The organism is Syntrophales bacterium (assembly GCA_035363115.1).
Lineage (GTDB): Bacteria > Desulfobacterota > Syntrophia > Syntrophales > PHBD01 > PHBD01.
This window is the reverse complement of record DAOSEM010000004.1, coordinates 159266-177486: the sequence shown is the minus strand read 5'-3', so window position 1 is coordinate 177486 and position 18221 is coordinate 159266. Positions and strand designations below refer to the sequence as shown.

Here is an 18221-nt window from a genome sequence, read left to right as displayed (position 1 = left end):
TGGGAACGGCTCCGGAGTGGATGGGGCCGGCATGGGAGCCGGCCCTTGAACGGCCGTGCCGTCAGATCGACCGGTCGCCGGCCAGGAAATCAAGGCAGAGAATGTAGCGCCGGCCGTTGCCTCCCCGAAAGAGCTGGCTCAGGGTGATGCAGAGGTTTCCCGTGGCGAACGAGATGTAGTGGTCCGTTGTATACCGCTCCAGATCGGTGTTGATCAGCTGGAAGAAATATTCCTTGTAGGACAGGTCTTCGTGCTTCCTGGCCGCCTGGAACAGCGGGTTGACGTTCCTGTTTTCGGGTCCTTTCATGATGGTGTCCGTCTGCTGAATCCCCTCGTCGTCCACGACATACAGCGCGTCGATAAAGTCGAAATGCAGCATGCTTTGCCTCAGTACGCCCTCGAACCTCTCCGGCGGCCTCCCTTCCAGCTCCCGGATGACCCTCCGGGCCGCCCTCTGATACAGCTTGTTCCGCCGACGGCGGGCCTTGACCGTGTCGATGCACTTGAGCTTGTAGTGGTTCGCCGCGTCCGTGAGCCTCTGCTCCGCCTCGGCCGGGTCGAGACCGGTGCGGTCGCAGGGCCGGGCAAAGTAGTACCCCTGAAACAGGTCCGCTCCGAGCTCCAGGCAGGAGAGCGCCTCCTCTCCCGTTTCCACGCCCTCGGCCAGGATCAGGGATCCGATGCCCTGCGACAGGTTGGCAAGGGACCGAAAGATTTCCTGCTTGTAATAGTTGGAGGCGATCCCGCTGATGATGGAGCGGTCGACCTTGATGATGTCGGGCCGCATGAGGGAGATGCGCTCGAAGTTGGAGTGCCCGGTTCCGACGTCGTCGAGGGCGATGTTGAATCCGCATTCGCTGTAGGCGTTCACGAACCGGAGAAGGGCACCGCTGTCCGCCGTCAGGGACTCCACGAACTCGATCACGATATTGGCGGGCGGGATCCCGTTCCGGATAGCCTGATCGAGAAAATATCCCGAGCCCACGGTTTCCGAAGAGAGAAACGACGTCTCCAGATTGACGAAAAGCAGGTGGTTCCTCTCTGAATCAAGGAGATTGCGGAAGGAGGCCAGGACCTTCTCCCGGCAAAGGCGGTCGAGCTCCAGGGCAAGGCCGTGGCCCCGGGCGGCGTCGAACAGGGAAAGGGGCGGCAGGAGGCACCCCTCCGGGGACAGGCCCCGGATCAACCCCTCGCACCCGATGACGGAATGGTTGCGGGCGGACAGGATCTGCTGAAACTGAACGACGATCCCTTCGGCGGCGATGATCTCCTTCAATTCCGACAGGGAAAGGGGCGTATCCGGGCAATCGGTCAATGGAGCTCCTCACAGTCAGCGTACCTTCTCGGGAGCATCCCCTCTCCGGCCGGATAACCCCTGAACCTTTTTTTATCGCAAGTTGAATACCAGACCGGATCGCCAGGCAAACTGCCCGGATTCATTCATGGTGAGCATTGCCGCACCCCGGAATCATTGCGTCGGAACGAAACAATTTCGGCCGATCGAAGGCCAGCGGGACAATTATGTGGAGACGACGCCGGCCGGCGGGGCTCGACCGGCTTCGACCAACCGGCATCCCGCACGGCGGTCGTCAGTTCAGGCTCGGCTTGTAGAGCTTGACCGGCTTCCGTTCCTGCTTTTTCCGCATCCGCAGATTGAGCATCTCCACGGTCACGGAAAACGCCATGGCAAAGTAGATGTAGCCCTTCGGAACATGGACGTCGAAGCCTTCGACGATCAGCGTCACGCCGACGAGGATGAGAAACGACAGCGCCAGCATCTTGATGGTCGGGTGGGCGTCGACAAACGTGCTGATCGGCCCCGCGGCAAACAGCATCACCCCGACGGCGACGACGATGGCGATGGCCATGATGGAGATGTGCTGGGCCAGGCCGACGGCGGTGATGACCGAATCCAGGGAGAAGACGACGTCCAGGACGGCGATCTGGGCCAGGACGGCGGCCATGCTTGCTTTGACGGGTGTGTGAGCGGTCTCCTGAACGCCCTCCAGGCTGTTGTGGATTTCATGGGTCGCCTTGGCCATCAGGAACAGGCCACCGCCGATCAGAATCAGGTCGCGTCCGGAGATCTCAATCCCGAAGGCGGAAAACCAGGGCTGCGTCAGGCCTGCAACCCAGACGATCGAGAACAGCAGGACCAGGCGCGTCAGCATGGCCAACAGGAGTCCCACCTTCCGGGCCAGGTCCCGCTTTTCGGCGGGAAGCCGTCCCACGAGGACGGAGATGAAAATGATGTTGTCGATGCCCAGGACGATCTCCAGGGCCGCCAGCGTTCCGAGGGCAATCCATCCCTCGATACCGGTCATCCAGGCAAACATGTCTTGTCTCCCCTGTTTTTTTCTGGAATCATAAGGCAGCTTGTTCACCGGAAACAAGGAAATAAAGCTCGTCCGGGCCCGGGATTGCCCGGCCGATGGAGGAGGCAGCGAGATGAAAAGGATCATGTGGTTTTTTGCTCTTCTCTGGGCGGTGGGCGCGGCATCGCCGGCCGGGGCGGGTATCCTCGATGACATCCTGGAGAGGCTGCCCGACGCAAAGGGAACGGCGTCCCTGGCCGGTCCCGACCAGAAGACGACCATCGCCGGCCTGAAAGAGGCCCTGGCCGTCGGCACGAAGAACGCCGTGAACGCCCTGTCGAAGCAGGATGGTTATTTCGGCAACGAGCTGGTGAAGATCCTGCTCCCCGAAAAAGTCCGGACGGCCGCCGACATGGCCTCCCGGCTGGGCTTCCGGAAGCAGGTGGACCGTTTCACACTCAGCATGAACCGGGCGGCCGAGGCGGCGGCCCCGAAAGCCGCGGACCTCTTCGCGGACGCCATCCGGGACATGTCCTTCGAAGATGCCCGGAAGATCCTCCAGGGAGGCGACACGGCCGCGACGGACTATTTCAGGGCCAGAACATCGGAGAAACTCTACGCCGCGTTCAAGCCCGCGGTCGCCGCCAATATGAACAGGGTCGGCGTGACGAAGGCCTACAAGGACATGATGGCCCCCGTTGAATCCCTGCCGCTGGTGCCGAAGGAGTCCATCGACCTTGATCACTACGTGACCGGCAAGGCCCTGGACGGCCTCTTCCTCATGATCGGAAGCGAGGAGAAGAAGATCCGGACCGATCCCGCCGCCCGGGTGACGGACATCCTGAAGACGGTCTTCGGGAAATAGTTACGGGTGCCCGGGTAGCAAACCAGGTGTCGGTCCCGTCTCAGGAGGCCCCGCTTGTAATGCCCTGAATCGGGGAAACCGCCTGTGCCATGCCGTGCAGGACCGTTCACGGAAAGGCAAGCGATGAGAAAAGCAACCCTGGAGATCGTCGGCCTTTATATTCTGATTGCCGGCGCGTGGGTCCTGCTTTCCGACCAGGCGCTGCGCTGGCTGGTGAAAGATCCCGACCTCTGCCTGTGGATGCAGACCTACAAGGGCTGGGGTTTTGTCCTCGTCAGCGCCGCTCTGCTTTATGTGGTTTTGTCCCGTCGGCTGAAACTGCTGGAGCGGGCTCAGGACGCACAAAAAGAGCTCATGGAGCGCCTGCAGCACTACCTGTCCGTCAGTCCCGTCATCAGCTACGCCCTCCGAATCGAGAACGACCAGGCTTCGCCGATCTGGGTGAGTGAAAATATTGTGGGGATCCTGGGATATACCATGGAGGAGCTGCAGCAGCCGAGCTGGTGGGACGATCACCTCCATCCCGACGACCGGGAAGAGGCTCGGGCCAACGTCTGGTCCTCGCTCTTTGAAACGGGCGCCTTGGACCACAAGTATCGCTTCCTCCGCAAGGACGGAACGGTGATCTGGATCCAGGATCAGCTCCGGCTTGTCCGCGATGAAAGCGGAACGCCCCGGGAGGCGATCGGGGTCTGGACAAACATCACCGAGCTGAAGCAGACGGAAGAAAAGTTGAGGGAAAGAGAGGGGTTCATCCGGGCGGTCCTGGACAATCTGCCCATCGGTGTCGCCGTGAACTCCGTCAATCCCCGCGTCGTGTTCGGGTATATGAACGATCTCTTCCCCAAATACTACCGGACCACGAGGGAGGCCATCACGAATGAAGACGCCTTCTGGAACGCCGTTTATGAAGATCCGGAGTTCAGGGAAACAATGAAAAAGCGGGTTCTCGAGGATTATGCCAGCGGAGATCCGGCAAGGCTGTACTGGCCCGATGTCCCGATTACCCGCAGAGGGAGCGAAACCACGTACATTACCGCGCGGAACATTCCCCTTCCCGGCGAAGGCCTGACGGTTTCAACGGTATGGGACGTCACCGAGCGCAAGCGGCTGGAGCTGGAGCGGCAGGTCATCATCGATAAACTGAGAGAGGGTCTGGCGGCGACGGTGCAGACCATCACCGCCGTCGTGGAGGCCAGAGATCCGTACACGGCCGGCCACCAGCGGAGAGTGTCCGACCTGGCGCGGGCCATCGCCCGTGAAATGGGGCTTCCGGGCGATCAAATCGAAGGAATCCGCGTGGCCGGCGTAATCCACGATATCGGGAAGATCTCCATTCCCTCGGAGATACTCAGCAAGCCATCGAAACTGTCTCTCGTTGAATTCGAGCTGATCCAGGTTCATCCCGAGGCCGGTTACGAAATTCTCAGGGACGTCGAGTTCCCCTGGCCCATTGCCCGGACCGTTCTCCAGCATCACGAGCGGATGGACGGCTCCGGATATCCGAACGGATTAAGGGGCGAAGACATCCTCCTGGAGGCCCGGATTCTGGCCGTGGCGGATGTTGTGGAATCGATGGCCTCCCATCGGCCCTACCGTCCGACGCTGGGCATCGAGGCCGCACTGGAGGAAATCGGGAAAAACAGGGGAGCCCTTTACGACGACGCCGTGGTCGATGCCTGCTTGCGGCTTTTCCGGGAGAAGGAATATCAGCTTCCTTCTTAACAACCATCGTAACCATGACATGACGGGAACTGTACTCGACCACAACAGGAGTTGGTATTGCTGATCGTTTCAATAATAGAAAAGAAGGAGTCTTCAAATGGCTGCATATGTCGTTGTCCAGGTAGAAGTGACGGATTGGGATAGATTCAGGGAATACTTGAAGGAAACGCCCATTGTGAGTGCCCGGTATGGAGGGAAATATATCGCCCGGGGCGGCGAGACCGTCGTGCTGGAAGGGGACGATCCGGCGGGAAGGGTCGTGATCATCGAATTCCCTTCTGTGCAGAAAGCGAAGGAATGGTATCACTCAAAAGAATATCAGCAGATAAAGAAACTGCGTGAAGGCGCGGCAAAGGGATTGCTGGTCGCCGTTGAGGGATGTTGAATCAATCGATGAATACGAATCAGGTGACATAAATATGAGCACACGAAAAGAAATGGCATCAACCAGACTCCAGGATACATACAACTGTGCGCAGTCAGTGCTGTCCGCTTTTCGGGACGAAACGGGCCTGGATAACGACCTGGCGCTGAGGATCGCCACCGGCCTCGGTGCGGGAATGGGAAGGACGGGGGAAGTGTGCGGCGCGGTGACCGGCGGCATCCTCGTGCTGGGACTGCGCCATGGCCGCGGCGCGGCGGACGGCCGCCCGGCGACGGAGCACACGTATCTCAAGACCGTGGAGCTGATGGAACGCTTCGCGGCACGGCACGGAAGCTGTGTCTGCCGCGACCTTCTCCGGGGCTACGATCTGAAGACCGAGGAGGGACGGCGGCACGCCAAGGCCGAGGACACCATGGGCAGGATCTGCAGGCCCTGCGTGCACAGCGTCATCGAGATCCTGGAGCGGATGAAAGAAGAGGATCCGGCTCGGGGGCCCGCCGGGACCTGAGTCGCACCGTCCGCCTTCGTCACCCTACAGCCCCATCGATTCGGCCACCCGGTCCCGGTGAAACGCCCCGCCCCCGAACGTCACGTCGCCCCCCAGGGCGCGGCGGTGGTAGCGATGCATCTCGTGCTCCATGGTGAAGCCGATGGCGCCGAAGATCTGGTGGCCCAAGGCCGTGACGCGGCGATACGTCTCGCCCGTCCTCGCCTTGGCCATGGCGGCGACCCGCGCCGCCGGGGCACCGCCGTCGATTTCGAGGGCCGCTTTCCGATACAGGTACCGGGACCCGTGGATGTCGGTCCACATGTCGGCGAAGTGATGCTGCACCGCCTGGAAGCTGCCGATGGGCCGGCCGAACTGGACCCGCTCCCTGGCGTAGGCCAGGGCCATGTCCAGGACGGCCCTCGCCCCGCCGATCATCTCGGCGCACTTCGCCACGGCCGCCTTGTCGAGGGTATCCCGGACCACCTCCGCGCCGTCATCGAAGACGCCGACGATCTGCTCCCTCCGGGCCGGCACCTGGTAAAACCGGACCTCGCTCTGCCGGTCCCCCGTCGCCGTTTTCATGTCCCCGATCCGGATGCCGCGGGTCCTTCCGTCCACCAGGAAAACCGTGATCCCGACCCTGGATTTCGCCGGCTTCCCCGTCCGGACCGCACAGAGGAACCCGTCGGCCAGATGGGCGTCCGCGACATGCCGCTTGGCCCCGTTGATCCGCCACGCCTCACCGAACGGAACCGCGCGGACGCGGATGCCGCCGGCATCCCAGCCACCGTCCTTCTCCGCCAGGGCAAAGGTCATGATCCGCTCTCCCGCCGCGATGGCGGGCAGGCTCTCCCGCTTCTGCTCTTCGGTGCCGAAGGCCAGGACCGGCAGGCCGCCCAGGACGACGGTGGAAAAGTACGGACCCGGGCAGGCCCGGTATCCCATCTCCTCCAGGAGAACCGTCAGGTCGGTGAGGCCGCCGCCGCTGCCGCCGTACTCCTCGGGAAAGGGAAGTCCCAGCCACCCGAGGGAGGCCATTTTCTTCCACAGGTCGAGATCATGCCCGGCCTCGCTCTCTTCCATCCGCTTCACCGCTTCCCGGGAAAGCGACTTCGCCAGAAAGTCGCAAGCCGTCTTCTGCAGAAGGGCCTGTTCCTCCGTCAGGGAAAAATCCATGGATCATCCTCCTCGTTCCGGCGCCGCTTCCTTTTTCCGTTTCCGGGCCTTCTTCACGGCCATTTCGATAAAGGCGTTGCTCATGGCGGCGAACTCCTCCATGCTGATCTCCACGAGCGGACGGTCCAGGATTTCCTGTGTCGCCTCCGCGATGGAGCCGTCCCGGACAACCTCCCGCCCGGCCTGCCGGCAGGCATCGAAGAACCATTCGTAGTTCGGAAGGAGGGCGGGAACGGAGAACATCTCGCCCATTCCCTTGAGAATCATCCCGCCGATGGTCACCTGGGTTCCCCCGCCGATGGCCCGGGCGAATCTCCGGAAGAGGTCCTCCAGGGGGGCGAAGTGCTCCCGCTCCGGGAAGCCGGCGTTGGAGACGATCACCCAGGTCCATTTCTTCTCCGGCCAGCGCGGGGGATGGACCACGACCCCGTCCTTGACTTCCAGGTCGAGGCTGCCGAACACGATCATCCGGTCCAGGAGCGCCTTGAGCAGGGCGCTGACGGAAAAGACGTACAGGGGGGACGCGAAGACGAGTACGTCCGCCGCCAGCATCTTTTCCGTCACCCGCGCCATGTCGTCCTTCAGGACGCACCGGCCCGGCGTGACCATGTGGCAGGCGTAGCAGCCCTGGCATTCCTGAATCCGGAGCTCCTTCAGATAGAGGGTCTCCGTGGTGGCGCCCGCTTCGGCGGCTCCATTCAGGAACGGCTGCAGGATCTTGTCGGTGTTTCCCCGCCTGGCCCGCGGGCTGCCGTTGATAGCCAGGATCTTCGTCATGGTTTCAGAATCCCTCCTGGCGGGCGATGATGTCCTTCATCACCTCGTCCGCCCCGCCGGCGATCGACATGACCCGGGTATCCCGGAAATGGCGCGAAATCAGCGTCTCGTTCATGAACCCCATCCCGCCGAACATCTGCAGGCAGCCGGATGATACCCTGTTCAGAAGCGGACCCGCCAGGAGTTTTCCCATGGAGATCTCTTTTGTAACGTCCTTCCCGGCCAGTTTCATCCGGACGATGTGGTAGGTCAGGTGGCGGAGGCTCTCGATCTCGGCCAGCCATTCCACCAGGCGGTGCCGGAGGACCTGCTTGGTGATCAGGGGCTTCCCGAAGACGATCCTCTCCCGAATGTAGGCGACGGTCATGTCGATCATGTCCCGGCACGCAATGTACGTCATGGGGAGAACCGTGAAGCGCTCGTGCTGGAACTGCATCATCTGGTAGATGAAGCCCTCCCCTTCCTTCCCGATGAGGTTCTGAACCGGGATCCGGAGGTTGTCGAAGAACAGCTCCGCCGTGTCGCTGCTCCGGAGGCCCACCTTGTCCAGGCGCTTGCTGACACCGAAGCCTGGCAGATCCGTAGGAACGACGAACAGGCCGTAGCAGTGGTGCCCCGGCCCGTCGGCGGTCCGGGCGAGGAGGGTCAGGAAGTCGGCCTGGCATCCGTTCGTGATGAACGTCTTCGACCCGTTCAGGACGTAGGAGTCGCCGTCTCGGACCGCCCGGGTCTTCAGGGCAGCCACGTCGGAGCCCGCACCGGGCTCCGTGACGGCGATGGCCGCCACAAGCTTGCCGGCGATGGCCGGGGCCAGGTACCTCTCCTTCAGGGATTCGCTCCCGAACATGTCGATGGCCGGCGTCGCCATGTTCGTCTGGACCATGATCGCCGTCGGAACGCCCCACCCGTGGACGTGGCCGAGCTCCTCGATGAACACGGTCTCGTACCAGTAGTCCAGGCCCTGCCCGCCGTGGCGGGGATCGTAGCGGATCCCCAGGAATCCCAGCTCCCCCATTTTCCCGAACAGGTCGTGGAGCGGCACGCCATCCTCTTCCCAGACGTCCATGTGGGGATTGATCTCCCGGTCTATGAATCTCCGGACGGACGCCCGGAACGCCTCATGGGTCTCGTCGAAATACATCGGCTTCTCTCCTTCTCGTTGGTTGATGATTGCCGTTTTCTTTGCCCTGGGCGGGCCGTCAGGCCCTGGGCAGCCCCAGTCCGCGGGTGGCGATGATGCCGCGCTGGATCTCCGAGGTCCCCGCACCGATGGGTCCCGACACGGCATCCAGGTAGCCCGCCGGGACGCGGCCATGCAGGGGGGCATACGGGGAGCCCCTGTCCAGCTGCGCGGACAGGCCGAGAACGTCCACGGCTACACCGGCCAGCTTCCGGCTCAGCTCCGTGCTGAAGAGCTTCATGGCCGAGGCCTCCAGCTCCGGCACCCGTCCCTGGTCCATCATCCAGACGTTCTGCCAGTAGAGGCCGTACAGGACCTCGATTTCGATCGCCACGGACGTCAGGGCGTCTCTGGCCACAACATACGATGCGCATTTCTTTTTCCGGGCATACTTCTCCTTCATATGACCGATCAGGTCGTCGAGCGTCCGCCGGAAGGCGCCGATCCCCACGACGAGCCGCTCGAACTGGAGGGCCACCATGACGTTGTAGAACCCCCGGTTGACCCCGCCGACCACGAAGCGCCCCGGCACGCGGACATCGTCGAAAAAGACCTCGTTGAAGGAATGAAAGCCGACCATGTTCTCGATGGGACGGATGGTGATGCCCGGCAGCCGGTTGTCCACCAGGAAGAGCGTCGATCCCCGGTACGCGCCTGCGGAGGAGTCGGTCCTGGCCAGGAGCCACGCATAGTCGGAGACGTGAGCGCCGCTGCTCCAGATCTTCTGGCCGTTGATGATGAAATCGTCCCCGTCGGCGATGGCGGTCGTCTTCAGCGAGGCCAGGTCCGATCCGGCGTTGGGCTCGCTGTAGCCCAGCCAGAAATTGATCTCCCCCCGGGCGATGGGAGGCAGGAACTCCCGCTTCATCTCCTCCGAGCCGACGAAGATGATCGTGGGGCCGCCGATGACGGAGGCGATGGTGCTGGAGGGCGCCCGGTAGTAGCTGATGACGTCGTCGGCGATGGCCTGCTTCATCCACGACCCCGTGCCGCCGTAGGCCCCGGGCCACCCCAGGCTCAACCAGCCCCGCTCCCCCAGTTTGCGGAGAAAGGCGCGGCAGAACGCCTGGTGCTCCTCCTCGAACACCGCAATGGCGCCATAAGCCGCCGGCCAGTAAAAGGCGCGCCCGTCCCAGTCCGGCGGGAGCTCCCGCCGGACAAGGGCATCCACATCATTGCGGAACTGGATTTCCTCCTCGGAAAACGAAACATTCATGATTCATCCCTTCCCGCGGGACTGAAGAAACAGCCTGGCCGCCGTCTTCAGCGTCTCCGTCTGCGTCATGACGGCCTGGTGAGCCGCCTCCCACTCCAGGGTCAACGGCAGCGACATCTCGAAACTCGTGTCCAGGGCCTCCTTGATCAGGGCCATGGCTTCCGGCGATTTCCCCGCCAGCCGGGCCGCCAGGGCCGCCACGGCGGCGTCGAGCTCCCCGTCGGGAACGGCCTTGTGGATCAGGCCCATGGCGGCGGCCGTTTTCCCGTCGATGACGTCTCCGAGCATGGCCAGCTCCCGGGCCTTGACGAGCCCCACGAGGCGCGGCAGAAAATAGTTCCCTCCCGCGTCGACGACGATCCCGATGTTCGAGAAGTTCTCACAGAACCGGGCCGTCTCGGCGGCTACGACGAAATCCGCCGCCAGGGCCAGGTTGATGCCGCCGCCGATGGCCACCCCCCGGACCTTGGCGATCACCGGCTGCGGGATCCGCCGCATGACCAGGATCAGCTCCTTCAAGTCCCTCATCCCGTCCAGCCAGACCGGGGGGGGATACTCCGCCTTGAAGAGGGCGATGTCCGCCCCGGAGGAGAAGTCCCGTCCCGCCCCCTCCAGGACAATCACCCGGTTGCTCTTCTCCTTCCCGGCCAGCCGGAAGGCCTCCGCCAACTCCCCCGCAAATTCGCGGGTCCAGGCGTTCCTGACCGAGGGCCTGTTGATCGTGATGGTGCAGATGTCCCCCTGCCTGCTCATGAGAACCGTCTTCTCCGTCATCGCAGCCTCCTTCCGTCGGTGCATGATGTTGTGTCAACGGTGCTACAGGACGATACCTCCCGTGATCCGACCGGCAATCTTCCGCTTACATCCCGCTCCTTCCGAATGCGCCCCGGTGATCCCGCCGGCCCGCCCCTCAGACCGTCACGGCGAGGACCTGGGCCCGGTCCCTGAGCTCGCGCCGCAGGATCTTCCCGGCGGCGCTCGCCGGAAGTTGCTCCACGATTTCAACCCATCTCACTTTCTTGTATTTTGCCAGTTGGGCGTTGGCGAACTCCATCAGTTCGTCCGCCGTGACGGGGCTCCCGGATGCGATCTGCACGAACGCCACGGGCAGCTCCCCGTACCGGTCGTCCCGCTTGCCGACCACGGCGGACTGCACGACGGCGGGATGTCGGTTCAAAACCTCTTCCAAGTCGCGCGGATAGATATTGTAGCCCTTGTAGATGAGCATGTCCTTCTTCCGGTCGACGATATACAGATACCCGTCTTCGTCGAACCGGCCGATGTCCCCCGTCAGGAGCCATCCCTCCCCGTCCAGGACCAGGTTCGTCTCCTCCGGCTGGTTCCAGTACCCCTTCATGACCTGGGGACCTTTCACGCAGATCTCCCCGATCTTGCCCGCGGGCATCTCTTTCGAGGCGTCCGCCGGGTCCACGACCCGGATCTCCGTGTCCTGGATGGGGAGTCCGACCGAGCCGATGCGCAGGGCCCCCTTCTCCGCCGGGGTGAAAGCGCAACCGACGGTCACCTCCGTCATGCCATAGGCCTCGCAGATGACGCACTCCATGGTCTCGGTGAGCGTCCGGAGCAGTTCGTGGGAGATGGGCGCGGCCCCCGAAGCGATGAGCCGGACGCCGGACATGTCGGTTTCCGGGAAGAACGGGTGCTCCACCAGCGGGTAAAAGATCTGCGGGGCGCCGCCGAAGATGGAGATCCCGTACTTCGGGATGGCGTTCAGGAAATCCGCCGCATCGAACCGGGGCTGGACGATCAGCGTGCAGCCGGCCATTAGCTGCATGTTCAGGAAGGCGAAGGCCCCCATGGCGTGGAACCAGGGCGGTATCACCAGGCTCATTTCCCGGCCCCGCCGGATGACGTGATCCTCCTCCCGGTCGCCGTCGGATCGCTTCACCCCAAAGACGCCGTCCCGGAAATCCACGTCTCCGCCCAGGAACCAGTAGCAGAGCTGGCAGGAGGCCGCGATGCCATTGAAATGCGTCACCATGACCCCCTTTGGCGTTCCCGTGGTGCCTCCCGTGTAGGAGATGTGTGCCAGGTCCTCTCCCGGGGAGAACTGGATTTCCGGCGCCTCGGGAGGCGACTTCGACAAAAGCTCGGAAAAGTCGATGGCCGGCTCCGGGAACGGACTTTTCCGAAGCATCTTGGCGGGTGCTGCCAGCGGGGCGTAGCAGTCCGCCAGGCTCACCAGGATGACGTGCCGGACCGGCGTCTCCGGCAGGGCCTTTTGGGGCATCCCGTAAAGCAGGTCCAGGCCGATGTAGATCCCGGCTCCGGAATCCTTGAGCTGGAAGACGAACTCCTTCTCCGCGAGGAGCGGGCTGATGGGAACGAAGACGGCCCCCGCCTTGAGGAGCCCGTAATAGGCGATGGCGAACTGGGGACAGTTGGGCAGGTGGATGGCGACCCGGTCGCCCTTTCGCACCCCCAGTTCGAACAGCGCCGCGGCGAACCGGTCGGAGAGCTGGTCGAGCTCCCGGAAGGTCAGCTCCAACCCGGCAAAGACGATCGCATTGCGCTCCGGCCAGAGCCTGGCGGAGGAACGGACGATCTGAAACAGGGGCACATCGGGATACGCCAGCGTCTTCGAAACGCCCCTGGGCCACCTGGAGAAATTTTTCGGCATGGCTCCTCCTGTCGCAACGGTGTCAGCGGTTCATCGTTCCCCCTGGTAAAGATCGAGATACTGCTCCCGGATCTTCCGCTTCAGGGCCTTCCCCACGGCCGACCGCGGCAGGTCCGGCACGAAGACGACCCGCTTGGGCACCTTGAACCCCACCATCTTCTCCTTGCACAGGGCGATGATCTCCTTCTCCTCCGCCGTCTGTCCCGGCTTGAGGATGACGAAGGCGGTGATCGCTTCCATCCAGCGCTCGTGGGGCAGGCCGATGACGTGCACCTCCTGGACCCGCGGATCCAGGTAGATCGTCTTCTCCACATCGAGAGAGGCTACGTTCTCGCCGCCCGTCTTGATCATGTCCTTTTTGCGGTCCAGGAAATAGAGGTAGTTCTCCTCGTCGAGATACCCCACGTCGCCGCTGTGGAACCAGCCGTGGGCGAAGACCTGCCTGCTCTCCTCCTCCTGCTTGTAGTACCCTTTCATGACCTGGGGGCTGCGGTAGACGATCTCCCCCGCCTCGCCGGTGGGCAGGAGATTCCCGGCCTCGTCCATGATGGCGATCTCGACGTTCACCGTCGAGTTCCCCAGAGACTTCATCTTGCGGAGCTGGTCCTCCGGCTTGAAGCAGGTCGTGGACGGGGACATCTCCGTCTGGCCGAAGCACAGGCAGAGATTGGGGCAGACCTTCTCCATCACCTGCTTCAGGAGGTCCTCCGGCATGACCGCCGTGAAGTAGACGCAGAGACGGAGCGACGAGAGGTCGTGCTTTTCGAAGTCGGGGTGGTCGATCAGCTGCCTCCACAGGGGCGAGATGAGGAGGGTGCACGTGATCTTCTCCTTCTCCACGTTCACGAGCACCTGCTTCAGGTCGGGGAGCATGTAGACGTGCACCGCCCCGCCGACGAAGTTGACGAGGCTCGTGATGATGAACGCCCCCACGTGGAACAGCGGCATCACCATGAACAGCTTGTCCCGGTGGGTGAAGGGGATGTCGATGAGGATCCCGTTCGTGCAGACGAACAGGTTGAGGTGGGAAAGGACGGCCGCCTTGGGATAGCTGGTGGTCCCGCCGGTGAAGAGGATCAGGAGGTCATCGTCGGCCTCGATGAAGGTCTCCGGCTCCGTGTCCGATCCCTCCTCCAGGAAGGCGTCGAACGTGAGGAAGTCCCCCGGGGGAGGATTGAACGCGATGAAGAGCTTGGCTTTTTCCGCCTGGGCAAAGGCGTCCTTGAAGCCGCCGTAGAGCATGCCGTTGAAGATCACGACCTCGCAGTCCGCGTGGTTCAGGGCAAAGGCAAGCTCGTCCGTCTTGAAGAGGGGGTTGATGGGGACAAAGACCATGCCCGCCTTCGCGGTCCCGTAGAACGCGACGAAGTGCTCCAGGGCGTTGAGGGAGATGAACGCGATTTTCGTGCCCTTCCGGAAGCCCCTGCCCTTGAGGGCATTGGCGAACCGGTTGGCCATGCCGTCCAGTTCCGTGAAGGATACCCGCCTCGCGCCGTCCACGACGGCTTCCCGCTTCGGATACCGGAGCGCCGCCCGTCTCAGGCAGTCCCCGTACGCCACACGCCGCATCATGTTCTGCACAATCCGCTCGTCCATAGCTCCCCTCCTTTTCTTGTGTTGCGTTTAACCCGTCATTTCCTGTTTCTCCTTGCACTCCTGTAATTCCGATCGGTTGACGATACTCCTCGATTCGGTTGGAAAACTTCTCCCGCGAAGCGCCCCCTGTGAGCCGCTCCATCCATGTTGTCCCGCGTCTCCGGCCGTCGGCCTGCCCGGCAATTGCGATTTCCGGCCGCCCGCTACACCCTCCGGCGGCCCACCAGGAATCCGGGATGAAAGACGATGCACGTCTCGTCGCGCTGGTTCATGATGCTCGCCTCGTACCGGAGGACTCCCATCTTCTCGTCCTTCGCTTTGAGCTCCGTCACCACGGCTTCGCAACGGATCGTATCGCCGATCTTGATCGGGCCGGTGAAGCGGATCTTGTCCATCCCGTAAAAGGCGATGAAACTCTTTGGAAGGAGAACGTTGGGACCCAGTCGGAACATGAGGGCCGACCCCACGACCAGCCCCAGCATCCCGTGGGCGATGCGCTCCCCGAAAAACGACTTCTTCGCGTACTCCACGTCGGTGTGGATGGGATGCCAGTCCCCGGTGAAGGCCGAGAAGAAGACAATGTCCGTCTCCGTAATGGTCCGGCCCGGGCTGACCAGGCACTCTCCTACCGTGTAGTCCTCGAAACAATCCTTGTTCATTCCGCTCCCTCCCGCTCTATGGATTGGTTTTTCCGGCGCCCTCCCTCCGCTCCATCATTCATTCCGGCCCTTTGCTCCGCTCCGAGCAGGAATACCCGGGTGAAGCGGGATCGCTCGAATCGTCGATCCGCTCCGCAGGGATGCCCCGCAGGCCGGGTCCCGGACATGAAGCGGCCATCATGGATGGATATGAAGGAGACGCTGCCGCGTCGTTATGGGCACAGAAGGGTATGCGTCCGTCCGGAACCGTGGGAATCCCGCCCGGAGTGATGCGGACATCAAACGCACAAAGGCAATCATCTCCCCGGATCGATTCGAAACGCCCTTTTCCGGCCGCGCCGGCTGTTCGAATCAAGGTCCCGAGGGATCGATCAAGAGAACTTGGGGAGTATTCAGCCAGATTCGTGCCACCTTCGGGAGGCTGATGGATCCCTCTTCTTCCGAAATATGGAATTCCTGCATCAATGCGAATACATAGGATGCCCGGAACGGAGAGTTCCCCCCTTCCGGACAGGGGTTCCGAAACCGGCGGATGGATGATTTTCAATCACGGCCATGGCATCCCTACTCCCCGGCCGGTCAGTGAACATGCTGTTCAAGATAATATTATTAAGGATTATGAGGTGGCTGAAACCGGACCACGGTTCGGATGAGAATCATCCTGGGGTGGACGTCAGGATAAATTCGTCATTGACAAAATTCATACAACATTTACAAAGGATTGCAATTCCTGATCATCCCTTGCCATGCATGGGCGGATGCACTGACGGCGAATGAAAAAGGAGCAAATCCATGCAGAGTTTTCTTGATCGCACGCTTCCAATCCTGGGGAAAGAAGGGATGGAAGCGCTTTCCACCCCGCTGATCGCCTTTGCGGGCCTTGGCGGAGTCGGCGGCGGCGCCTTTCTGAATCTCGTTCGCTGCGGCGTGAAACGTTTCCGGCTTGCGGAAAACGGCGTTTTCGATCCTCCCGACATGAATCGCCAGGCGGCCGCCTTCGCATCGACCATGGGCAGGGCGAAGATCGAAGTCTACGAACGGCTTGCCCGCGAGATCAACCCGGATGTCGAACTGGAGCTGTTTCCGGAGGGAATCCTGGCGGGCAATATGGAGCGGTTTCTTGATGGCAGCGATGTCTATGCGGGTGTGATCGATCTCGAAAAGGGAGCAGACGTGAAGGCCATGACCCCGGAGTTTCTCAGGCGGTTCGACCTTCCGCTGTTTACCGCAGGCGCCGTCGGGTTCGGTGCCCTGCTGGTCGCCCACCATCCCCGGGGCATGATGCCCGATGAATTCTGGGCGCTCCTGATGAAGAAGTCCGACGGGAAAGGGATTTTTCCCTCTTTCGTTTCCGACCGGTTCGAGCGCACCGCCATGGAACGGATCGACCGTGTTGCTCAAACAGGCAAGCTCGCCACGACAAGCATCGGCGGCGCCCTGTCAGGGGTTCTGCTTGCATCGGAAGTGCTGGCCTATCTCCTTCGCGGGACCGGTCTTGTGAACCGCGATATTGTCTTCGCACCCAGGTTTGCCGTGATCGATCTTTTCCGGGCGGCCATGGAAGTAGTGGATGTCACGGCGGATTGAAACGACCAGCAGACTTGCGGACAATCGGACCAGAAACCGATCGCATGGCCGGAAGATGACCGAAACGACGGTCCGCTGAAAAAAAAGAAAAACGATCAAGGAGAAGCACATGAGCGAACTGAAATACCCGTCCCTCCAATACCGCTGGCATCTCCGGGAGACCGGCGACGGAGCGCGGCTGGTCTATTACGGCCTTCGCAACCCGCCTAACCATACACGAAACATCATCCCCCTGCCGCGCGAACTGGCCGAGCGCATATCACTGCTGAACGGCGGAACCGCCGGCGCCGATCTGCCGTCGGACCTCAAGCACCATGAAATCTACGCCCGGCTGGTTGCGGAAGGGGTCATCGTGGAGGCGGCGGAAGTCCGCCTGCCTTCCACCAGGGACAGCCATCGTCAGTGCGTGCGCTGCGTCAACAACGACTTTCTTCTGCCCGGACTGGAATTCGATGAGAACGGCCTGTGCGCCTTTTGCCAGTGCTATGAGCGGGCAAAAGAGTCCGGAGCGGACTCCCTGGCACAGGAGGGAACCACAGACGAGGATCTCCTTCGGATTGCATCTCAAAACACCGGTTCCCGCTTTGACGTCATGGTCTTGTATACGGGGGGAAAGGACTCGACATTCCTGCTGTGGTACCTGGCAAAAAAGCTCGGTCTCCGGACGCTTGTCGCCTCATGGAACATGCCCTACACCAATGAAACGTGCCGGGAGAATGCCCGCCGGGCCATGCGCCTGCTTCCAGACGTGGAATTCGTGGAGCGCACCCTGCCCTGGAACATGGTCCGCCAGGCCATGCGCAGCCAGTTCGAGCACACCGGTCTTCCCTGCCTCTGTCCGATGGCGGCGCATGCGCTTTTTTACCCTCTGGCGGCGCAGGAAAACATTCCCCTGATCATGCACGGGGTTGAAGAGGTGCAGCTGTCGGTCATGAACTATGTGATGAGCGAAATCAAGTCGGGACAACCCCGGAAAGAGCAAACCCCCGATCATCGTGCCAACACGTTGAACTTTTTGCGGACGATCACGAAAACCGCGGAGACCCTGCAGCCTTATTCCCTGAATGCCGAAATCCTGCGATTGATGGCTACCGTCAAAATGCGTATTCCCCCCGTTTTCGCTCCCCTGGAAAGCATCCTGGCCCGGGCGGAGAACGATCCGGACATGCCCATTCCCACGTTGCGCAGGCTGCAGACCAACGTCACCTATGGCTCGTGGAGTGACGTTGTCGAGGTTATCAGGAGGGAAATGGACTGGCAGATGCCGCCGGGACAAAAAGGGCTTTTGCACACCAGTTGCCGGATTGAAAAGGTGAAGGACTATTGCCAGTTCAAACGCTTTCATGCCGCAAGAACCACCCTGTTCCCCCAGTCCGTGGTCGAAGTCAGTGCGGGCGTTTATTTCGGGCTTGTTTCCCGTGAGGAGGCACTGCAGGAGCTGCAGGAATTGGGCTATTACCGGGAGCCCGCCCCCCTGGCGCCGCTGCTGGACGACCTGGGCATCGACCGGAACCGGACGCAGGAGATGGGTGAAATTCCCTGGGTCCTGGGCGAATGTACCGGATGTTCATGAAAGGGTAAAATGAACGGCGAGACATCGGCAAACAGC

16 protein-coding genes are annotated in these 18221 nt (G+C 62.0%); 6 read left to right on the top strand and 10 right to left on the bottom strand.

Annotated features, from left to right (window positions below; all coding sequences use genetic code 11):
- Window positions 1-61 precede the first annotated feature (61 nt).
- Both PLO63_10545 and PLO63_10540 read right to left on the bottom strand, forming a co-directional pair.
- Window positions 62-1315 (bottom strand): EAL domain-containing protein, encoded by a 1254-nt coding sequence (locus tag PLO63_10545; protein ID HOI74576.1) that lies wholly within the window; start codon window positions 1313-1315, stop codon window positions 62-64.
- Between the two features lie 274 nt (window positions 1316-1589).
- Entirely contained in the window at window positions 1590-2336 is a 747-nt protein-coding gene (locus PLO63_10540; protein HOI74575.1) for a TerC family protein, read from the bottom strand.
- A gap of 112 nt (window positions 2337-2448) precedes the next feature.
- On the opposite strand from PLO63_10540, the gene PLO63_10535 reads away from it, so the two are divergent.
- The 4 genes from PLO63_10535 (at window position 2449) to PLO63_10520 (ending at window position 5798) form a co-directional block, all read left to right on the top strand.
- A complete protein-coding gene (locus PLO63_10535; protein HOI74574.1) occupies window positions 2449-3180 on the top strand; it encodes a DUF4197 domain-containing protein in 732 nt (243 codons plus the stop codon).
- Window positions 3181-3303: 123 nt separating this feature from the next.
- Entirely contained in the window at window positions 3304-4905 is a 1602-nt protein-coding gene (locus PLO63_10530) for a PAS domain-containing protein (protein HOI74573.1), read from the top strand.
- Between the two features lie 97 nt (window positions 4906-5002).
- On the top strand, window positions 5003-5290 hold the full coding sequence (locus PLO63_10525) for a DUF1330 domain-containing protein (GenBank protein HOI74572.1): 288 nt from the start codon (window positions 5003-5005) through the stop codon (window positions 5288-5290).
- A gap of 34 nt (window positions 5291-5324) precedes the next feature.
- The gene (locus PLO63_10520; GenBank protein ID HOI74571.1) at window positions 5325-5798 is read left to right on the top strand and encodes a C-GCAxxG-C-C family protein; all 474 of its coding nucleotides are present in this window, start codon (window positions 5325-5327) and stop codon (window positions 5796-5798) included.
- A 24-nt stretch (window positions 5799-5822) separates the two neighbouring features.
- Here the strand turns inward: PLO63_10520 and PLO63_10515 are convergent, their stop codons facing one another.
- From PLO63_10515 to PLO63_10480, 8 genes are all read right to left on the bottom strand, one after another.
- Window positions 5823-6956 carry an acyl-CoA dehydrogenase family protein gene (locus PLO63_10515; GenBank protein HOI74570.1) on the bottom strand — a complete coding sequence of 378 codons (1134 nt, stop codon included), beginning with the start codon at window positions 6954-6956 and terminating at the stop codon, window positions 5823-5825.
- 3 nt (window positions 6957-6959) lie between these two features.
- A complete protein-coding gene (locus PLO63_10510) occupies window positions 6960-7733 on the bottom strand; it encodes a flavodoxin family protein (protein ID HOI74569.1) in 774 nt (257 codons plus the stop codon).
- Between the two features lie 4 nt (window positions 7734-7737).
- Complete coding sequence (locus tag PLO63_10505) at window positions 7738-8874, bottom strand: acyl-CoA dehydrogenase family protein (GenBank protein ID HOI74568.1); 1137 nt, start codon at window positions 8872-8874, stop codon at window positions 7738-7740.
- Between the two features lie 58 nt (window positions 8875-8932).
- Entirely contained in the window at window positions 8933-10129 is a 1197-nt protein-coding gene (locus tag PLO63_10500) for an acyl-CoA dehydrogenase family protein (GenBank protein HOI74567.1), read from the bottom strand.
- Window positions 10130-10132: 3 nt separating this feature from the next.
- On the bottom strand, window positions 10133-10903 hold the full coding sequence (locus PLO63_10495) for an enoyl-CoA hydratase/isomerase family protein (protein ID HOI74566.1): 771 nt from the start codon (window positions 10901-10903) through the stop codon (window positions 10133-10135).
- A gap of 136 nt (window positions 10904-11039) precedes the next feature.
- Window positions 11040-12770 carry an AMP-binding protein gene (locus PLO63_10490; GenBank protein ID HOI74565.1) on the bottom strand — a complete coding sequence of 577 codons (1731 nt, stop codon included), beginning with the start codon at window positions 12768-12770 and terminating at the stop codon, window positions 11040-11042.
- A gap of 30 nt (window positions 12771-12800) precedes the next feature.
- Complete coding sequence (locus PLO63_10485) at window positions 12801-14366, bottom strand: AMP-binding protein (protein ID HOI74564.1); 1566 nt, start codon at window positions 14364-14366, stop codon at window positions 12801-12803.
- Between the two features lie 203 nt (window positions 14367-14569).
- Complete coding sequence (locus PLO63_10480) at window positions 14570-15025, bottom strand: MaoC/PaaZ C-terminal domain-containing protein (GenBank protein HOI74563.1); 456 nt, start codon at window positions 15023-15025, stop codon at window positions 14570-14572.
- A 792-nt stretch (window positions 15026-15817) separates the two neighbouring features.
- Here PLO63_10480 and PLO63_10475 point away from each other — a divergent pair.
- Complete coding sequence (locus PLO63_10475; GenBank protein HOI74562.1) at window positions 15818-16612, top strand: ThiF family adenylyltransferase; 795 nt, start codon at window positions 15818-15820, stop codon at window positions 16610-16612.
- A gap of 109 nt (window positions 16613-16721) precedes the next feature.
- On the top strand, window positions 16722-18185 hold the full coding sequence (locus PLO63_10470; GenBank protein HOI74561.1) for a hypothetical protein: 1464 nt from the start codon (window positions 16722-16724) through the stop codon (window positions 18183-18185).
- Window positions 18186-18221 lie beyond the last annotated feature (36 nt).